The following is a 5,436-nucleotide window of genomic DNA, read 5'->3' as shown; positions in this document are numbered from 1 at the left end:
GCCGCCCTGCTCCGCGCCGTGGCCGTGGACGCCCGCACTGTGCGCCTGTTCTTCTCCGAAAAGCTCGACAGCGCTGCCGTTGTTAACCCCGCCCGCTACGCCCTAGGGGCCCCCGCGCCGGCCGTGGCCCGCGCTGCGCCAGTAGGCCCGGATTTCCGGGTGGTGGACCTGACACTCGCCGGGTCCCTCCAGCCCAGCCGCCCCACTACTTTAACCGTGCAAGCTGCCACCGACTGCGCCGGCAACGCCAGCGGCCCCCTGCAAGCCACCGATTTTGCCCTGCCCGAGGCCGCCGCGCCCGGCGACGTGGTGGTGAACGAGCTGTTGTTCAATCCCCGCGTGGGGGCCGTGCGCTTTATTGAGCTGCTGAATCGGAGCCAGAAATACGTTGACTTGCAAGGGTTTCAGGTGGGCGACGGCGGGGCGGGCCTGCCAATGTGCCCGGGGCCCTACGTGCTGGCGCCGGGGCAATTGGTGGCCTTCAGCACCAGCCCGGCCACGGTGCAGGCGCAGTACCCCACCAGCGCCGATGCGGCCGCGCTGCTGCCCGTGGGGGCCCTGCCCACCTGGCCCGACGACGCCGGCCTGGCTGTGCTGCTGAATGCGGGCGGCCAGGAAATCGACCGCTTCGCCTACAACAAAAGCCTGCACCTGCCGCTGCTCGGCAGCCAGGACGGCGTGTCGCTGGAGCGCATCCGGGCGCAGGGCCCCAGCCTGGGCAGCAATTTCCACTCGGCGGCCGGCACCGTGGGCTACGCCACGCCCGGCCGCCCTAACTCGCAGGCCCAGGACGCGCCCGGCGGTGGCCAGGAGCTGACCGTAACGCCCGAAGTCTTCACCCCCGACGACGACGGCCAGCAGGATTTCACTACGCTGAATTACCAGCTCGACCAGCCCGGCTACGTGGGCTCCGTCACGGTGTACGACGCTGTGGGCCGCCTCACCCGCCGCCTGCTGCGCAACGAGAGCCTGCCCACCACCGGCTTCGTGGCCTGGGATGGCCTCGACGATGGCGGCCGCAAGGCCGCCGTGGGCTACTACATCCTGCACGTCGAGCTGTTCCGCCCCGCTGGCGGCGAGCGGCGCGAGTACAAGAAAACGGTGGTGCTCGGGGCCCGGTTTTAGGGGCCCGGCCAAGCGTTTAACAAGTGGCGAGTGGCTTTAGGGCCGCCATTTCAACGACTTGTCGTCGATGGCCCGCATGGTGCACAGCACGCCGTTCAGGTGGTCGTACTCGTGCTGCAACAACTCGGATAAGTCGCCCGTCATTTTCCGGGTCTGCGGCTGCCAGTTTTCGTCGAGGTAGTCGATGGTGAGGTGCGTGTGCCGCCGCACCTTCACCAGCAAGTTGGGAAAGCTCATGCAATCGTCCCACAACTCGAACAGCTCGGCGCTGAGCCCGCTGAGTTCGGGGTTGATGAAGACCACGGGCCGGTCGATGTTCAGGTAAATCAACCGTTTCATGATGCCCAGCTGCGGCGCGGCAATGGCCCGCCCGAAATGATACCGGGCGCGGATTTCCTCCATCACGTGGTGCAAATCGGCCACCCAGCCAGCCACTAAGGGCAGCTCAGCGGGCACAACCGGCGCACACGTTTCGTACAGGCGCGGGTCGCCCAACTGCAATAAGTCGGCTAGCTTTTTCATGGGTGCTGGGACTGGCGCGGGGCAGGCGCCGGGGCGTGAATTTAGCGTTAGCCCCAGGGAAAGGTCCGTCGCACGGCTTCGCCCCCGCGTGAGTACCAGCGGCCGACAGCCCGGGTTTCCAGCCGGTCAATTAAACCCTGGCGGCCGGGGGCCCTCTTACCGGCATGGATACCACCCAGCAACTCCAGCATTTGTATTGGCGCGCGGCTTCGGGCCCCGGCCGCAGGACGTGGCTGCCGGCCTCAGCCCGCGCAAAGCCTTGCGGCAGCTGCTGCGCGACTCCGAGCAGTTTGTGCCGCTCGATGCGCCCACCATGCACTTCGAAGATCCGCTGGGCGCGGTGATGGCCGTGCCGCCAGGGGCCTCCACCCCGGCCAAAAACCCGGTGCCCACCGGCATGGTGACCACCCCCGACCAGGCCACTACTGCCATGAGCAGCAGCCCGGCCGAGGCCGCGCCCCCTGCCCCAGTGGCCGTGCTGCCCGCGCGCCAGCCTTACCGCTTGGGCCCCGGCGCGTGCCCCGGCGGCGCCGCGCCAACCTCACGCCCGCGCAGCGCAAAATGCAGAACCAGGGCCTGCGCGAGGCGTTCAGCAACATTTCGACGGCCTGGATGGACCGCATGGCCACCTCACCGGCCCAGCTGCGCGAGAAAATGACGCTGTTTTGGCACGGCCACTTTGCTTGCCGGGTGCGGCAGCCGGGCCCCGCCCTCAGCCTGCACAACACCACGCGGAAGTACGCGCTGGGCAAATTCCCCGACCTGCTGCTGGCCGTGAGCCAGGAGCCGGCCATGCTCGAATTCCTCAACAACCGCCAGAACCACAAGGGCCACGCCAACGAAAACTTCGCCCGTGAGGTGATGGAACTGTTCACGCTGGGCCGCGGCAACTACTCCGAGCAAGACGTGAAGGAGGCCGCCCGCGCCTTCACCGGTTGGAGCTACGACGGGCAGGGCAACTTTAAGTTCCGGGCCCCGGACCACGACGGGGGCCCCAAAACCTTTCTCGGCCGCACCGGCAACCTGCGGGGCGAAGACGTGCTGGCCATCATCCTGGAGCAGCCGGCGGCGGCTACTTTTCTCACTACCAAGCTCTACCGCTTCTTCGTGAACGACACGCCCGACCCGGCCCGCATCGCGCCGCTGGCCGACGCGTTTCGCCGCAGTGGCTACGACATCCAGGACTTGCTGGTGCGCATGTTTTCGGCCGACTGGTTTTACGACCCAGCCAACGTGGGTACGCACCTCAAGAGCCCGGTGGAGCTGCTGGCCGGCATCCGCCGCACCCTGGGCGTGCGGCTCGACAACGAGCGGCCGCTGCTGGGCTACCAGAAAGCCTTGGGCCAGACGCTATTCGCGCCGCCGAACGTGGCCGGCTGGCCCGGCGGCCGCAACTGGATTGATTCGTCGTCGCTGCTGCTGCGCCTGCAAATCCCGGCCATCCTCTTCAAAAACGCCGACTTCGCCGTGGCCCTCAAGCAGGACGAGAACGACATCGCCCCCAACTTGAGCCGCGCCGACCGCCTCGTGAAGCCCACCGCCGGGGCCCACCTGCCGCTGGGGCCCCTGCAACAGTTGCTGGGCGCCACGCCCGCCCCGGCCCAGCCCGCCCGCCTCAGCGAGTTCCTCCTCCAAACGCCCATCCAGCCCGAAAACCTGACCCTGGTGCAGCAAGCCGCCGCCCAAAATCCCGTCCCCGCCGAGGCCCTGCGCAACACGCTTATCAGCCTGATGAGCCTGCCAGAATACCAGTTGTCGTAGCCCGGCCCGGGCTGCCGGCTTTTCGCTGGCTGCCCGGTAATCGTTAAACGGTTGCCTTTGATTAGCCGCCGCCAGGTTCGCCCAACGACGCAACGATTAGCGGGCAGCCGGCGAAAAAGCCGGCAGCCCGCCCCGCCAATCATCCTATAATTATCTCAGCTATGCAACGCCGCGAATTCCTCCAGACCTCGATATTAGCCAGCACGCTGCTGTTCGTGCCCAAAATGCTGCACGCCCTCGACCGGGGCCCCGGGCTGGCCCGGCTGGCCGACGCGCCGGGGGCCCGCCGCCTCGTGGTGGTGCAGCTCGGCGGCGGCAACGACGGCCTGAACACGGTCATCCCGTACCAGAACGACCTGTACTACAAGGCCCGGCCCACGCTGGGCATCAAGGAATCGGAAGGAATTTTAGCGCTGGACAAGGGGCTGGGTTTCCACCCGGCGCTGAAGGGCTTCAAGAATCTGTACGACCAGGGCTACCTGGCCGTGCTCAACGGTGTGGGCTACCCCAACCCCGACCGCTCCCACTTCCGCTCGATGGACATCTGGCAGACCGGCTCGGGCAGTGCCCAGAACCTGAGCACCGGCTGGCTCGGCCGCTACCTCGACTCGGGGCCCCGGCTGCCAAAACCCCTACAACGCGCTGGAAGTAGACGACACGCTAAGCCTAGCTATGAAAGGCAGCCAACGCAAAGGCCTGGCCTTTAAGAACCCCGATAAGCTGCACCAGCTCACCCAAAACCGCCTGCTGAGCAAAGTGAGCCGCGAAACCGGCTCCGACCACCACCACGCGCAAGTGGATTACCTCTACCAAACGCTGGCCGAAACCGCGTCGTCGGCCGACTACCTCTACGACAAGTCGAAGGTGTACAAATCGGCCGGGGCCTACCCAAACTCGGAGTTTGGCAAGAACTTGAAAACCACCGCCGAGCTGATCAACTCTGGCGTGGAGTCGCGGGTGTACTACGTGGCCCTCAACGGGTTCGATACCCACGTGCGTCAGCACGAGCAGCAGCAAAAGCTCTTCACCGACCTCGGCGACGGCCTGGCCGCGCTGGCCGACGACCTCCAGAAAAATGGCCAGTGGGCCAACACGCTGGTGCTGGTATTCTCCGAATTTGGCCGCCGCGTGGGCCAGAACGCCAGCAATGGCACCGACCACGGCACCGCCAACCCGGTCTTCCTAATCGGCGGCAGCCTCCAGCAAAAAGGCATCCTCAACGACGCCCCCGACCTGGATAACCTCGACCAGGGCGACCTGCGCCACCAAGTCGATTTCCGCGGCATCTACGCCACCGTGCTGCGGGATTGGCTCGGGGCCAACGACACCAGCATTTTGGGGACCGACTTCGAGCGGCTGCGCGGGTTGGTGTAAAAAGAATGTGCTGAAATGTGAAGATGCGGGGGAATGTGAAAATTAAAATCAGCTTTAATTTTCACATTCCCCCGCATCTTCACATTTCAGCACATTCTTTTTACAATAATCCCTTAATCCACCCGCCATCGACGGGGATAGAGGTGGCGGTGATGTAGCTGGCCCGCTCCGAGCACAGGAACGCGGCCAGGGCCCCAAACTCGCGCGGCTCGCCGAGGCGGCGCATGGGGATTTCGTTTTCCCAGCGGGCCTGGGCTTCGGCGGGCGCGATGCCGTCGCGAGTGGCAATGGCCTGGGCCAGGTTTTCGACGCGGGCGGTGCGGGTGTAGCCGGGCAAAATGTTGTTCACCGTGATGCCGAACGGCGCCACCTCCGTAGCCAGCGTGCGCGCCATGCCCGTCACGGCCGCCCGCAAGCTGTTGGACAGCATGAGGTTATCCACTGGCTGCTTTACGCTGATGGACGTGATGTTGAGGATACGGCCCCAGCCCCGTTCCTTCATGCCGGGCAGCACGGCGCGCGTCAGCTCCACCACGCTAGTGAGCAGCAGGCGCGTGGCGGCGTCCCACATGTCGGGCGAAAGCGCGTCGAAACCGCCGGCCGGGGGGCCCCGGCGTTGGTCACCAGCACATCCACGCGGCCGAAGCTAGCCAG

Annotated in this window: 6 protein-coding genes and 1 pseudogene; 5 read left to right on the top strand and 2 right to left on the bottom strand. The window is 66.1% G+C overall.

Annotation, left to right across the window (positions count from 1 at the left end; genetic code table 11):
- The coding region (locus BEN49_RS10765) for a lamin tail domain-containing protein (protein ID WP_141765644.1) at positions 1-1,125 on the top strand (1,125 nt) is incomplete at its 5' end.
- A gap of 36 nt (positions 1,126-1,161) precedes the next feature.
- Here the strand turns inward: BEN49_RS10765 and BEN49_RS10760 are convergent.
- Positions 1,162-1,647: a peptide deformylase gene (locus BEN49_RS10760; protein ID WP_070743153.1), complete on the bottom strand. Its 486-nt coding sequence runs from the start codon at positions 1,645-1,647 to the stop codon at positions 1,162-1,164.
- A gap of 196 nt (positions 1,648-1,843) precedes the next feature.
- Here BEN49_RS10760 and BEN49_RS27845 point away from each other — a divergent pair, with 196 nt between their 5' ends.
- From BEN49_RS27845 to BEN49_RS30510, 4 genes are all read left to right on the top strand, one after another.
- The gene (locus tag BEN49_RS27845) at positions 1,844-2,305 is read left to right on the top strand and encodes a hypothetical protein (protein WP_158022827.1); all 462 of its coding nucleotides are present in this window, start codon (positions 1,844-1,846) and stop codon (positions 2,303-2,305) included.
- Entirely contained in the window at positions 2,209-3,408 is a 1,200-nt protein-coding gene (locus tag BEN49_RS10755; protein ID WP_158022826.1) for a DUF1800 domain-containing protein, read from the top strand. Before BEN49_RS27845 ends, BEN49_RS10755 begins: the two co-directional genes overlap by 97 nt.
- Positions 3,409-3,569: 161 nt before the next feature.
- Positions 3,570-4,115 (top strand): DUF1501 domain-containing protein, encoded by a 546-nt coding sequence (locus BEN49_RS30515; protein WP_317040436.1) that lies wholly within the window; start codon positions 3,570-3,572, stop codon positions 4,113-4,115.
- Entirely contained in the window at positions 4,081-4,782 is a 702-nt protein-coding gene (locus tag BEN49_RS30510; protein WP_317040435.1) for a DUF1501 domain-containing protein, read from the top strand. Before BEN49_RS30515 ends, BEN49_RS30510 begins: the two co-directional genes overlap by 35 nt.
- A 100-nt stretch (positions 4,783-4,882) precedes the next feature.
- Here BEN49_RS30510 and BEN49_RS10745 read toward each other — a convergent pair.
- Positions 4,883-5,368 (bottom strand): annotated as a pseudogene (locus BEN49_RS10745) (SDR family oxidoreductase); the annotation flags it as partial.
- Between the last annotated feature and the right edge of the window lie 68 nt (positions 5,369-5,436).

The sequence above is a fragment of the Hymenobacter coccineus genome, from assembly GCF_001816125.1.
Taxonomy (GTDB): Bacteria; Bacteroidota; Bacteroidia; order Cytophagales; family Hymenobacteraceae; genus Hymenobacter; species Hymenobacter coccineus.
This window is presented reverse-complemented; position numbering and strand designations above follow the sequence as displayed.

Bases quoted from the DNA above. Each gene is read 5' to 3' on its own strand.
- BEN49_RS10760 (WP_070743153.1), bottom strand. From the start codon at position 1,647: ATGAAAAAGCTAGCCGACTTATTGCAGTTGGGCGACCCGCGCCTGTAC.
- BEN49_RS10755 (WP_158022826.1), top strand. From the start codon at position 2,209: ATGCAGAACCAGGGCCTGCGCGAGGCGTTCAGCAACATTTCGACGGCC.
- BEN49_RS30515 (WP_317040436.1), top strand. From the start codon at position 3,570: ATGCAACGCCGCGAATTCCTCCAGACCTCGATATTAGCCAGCACGCTG.
- BEN49_RS30510 (WP_317040435.1), top strand. From the start codon at position 4,081: ATGAAAGGCAGCCAACGCAAAGGCCTGGCCTTTAAGAACCCCGATAAG.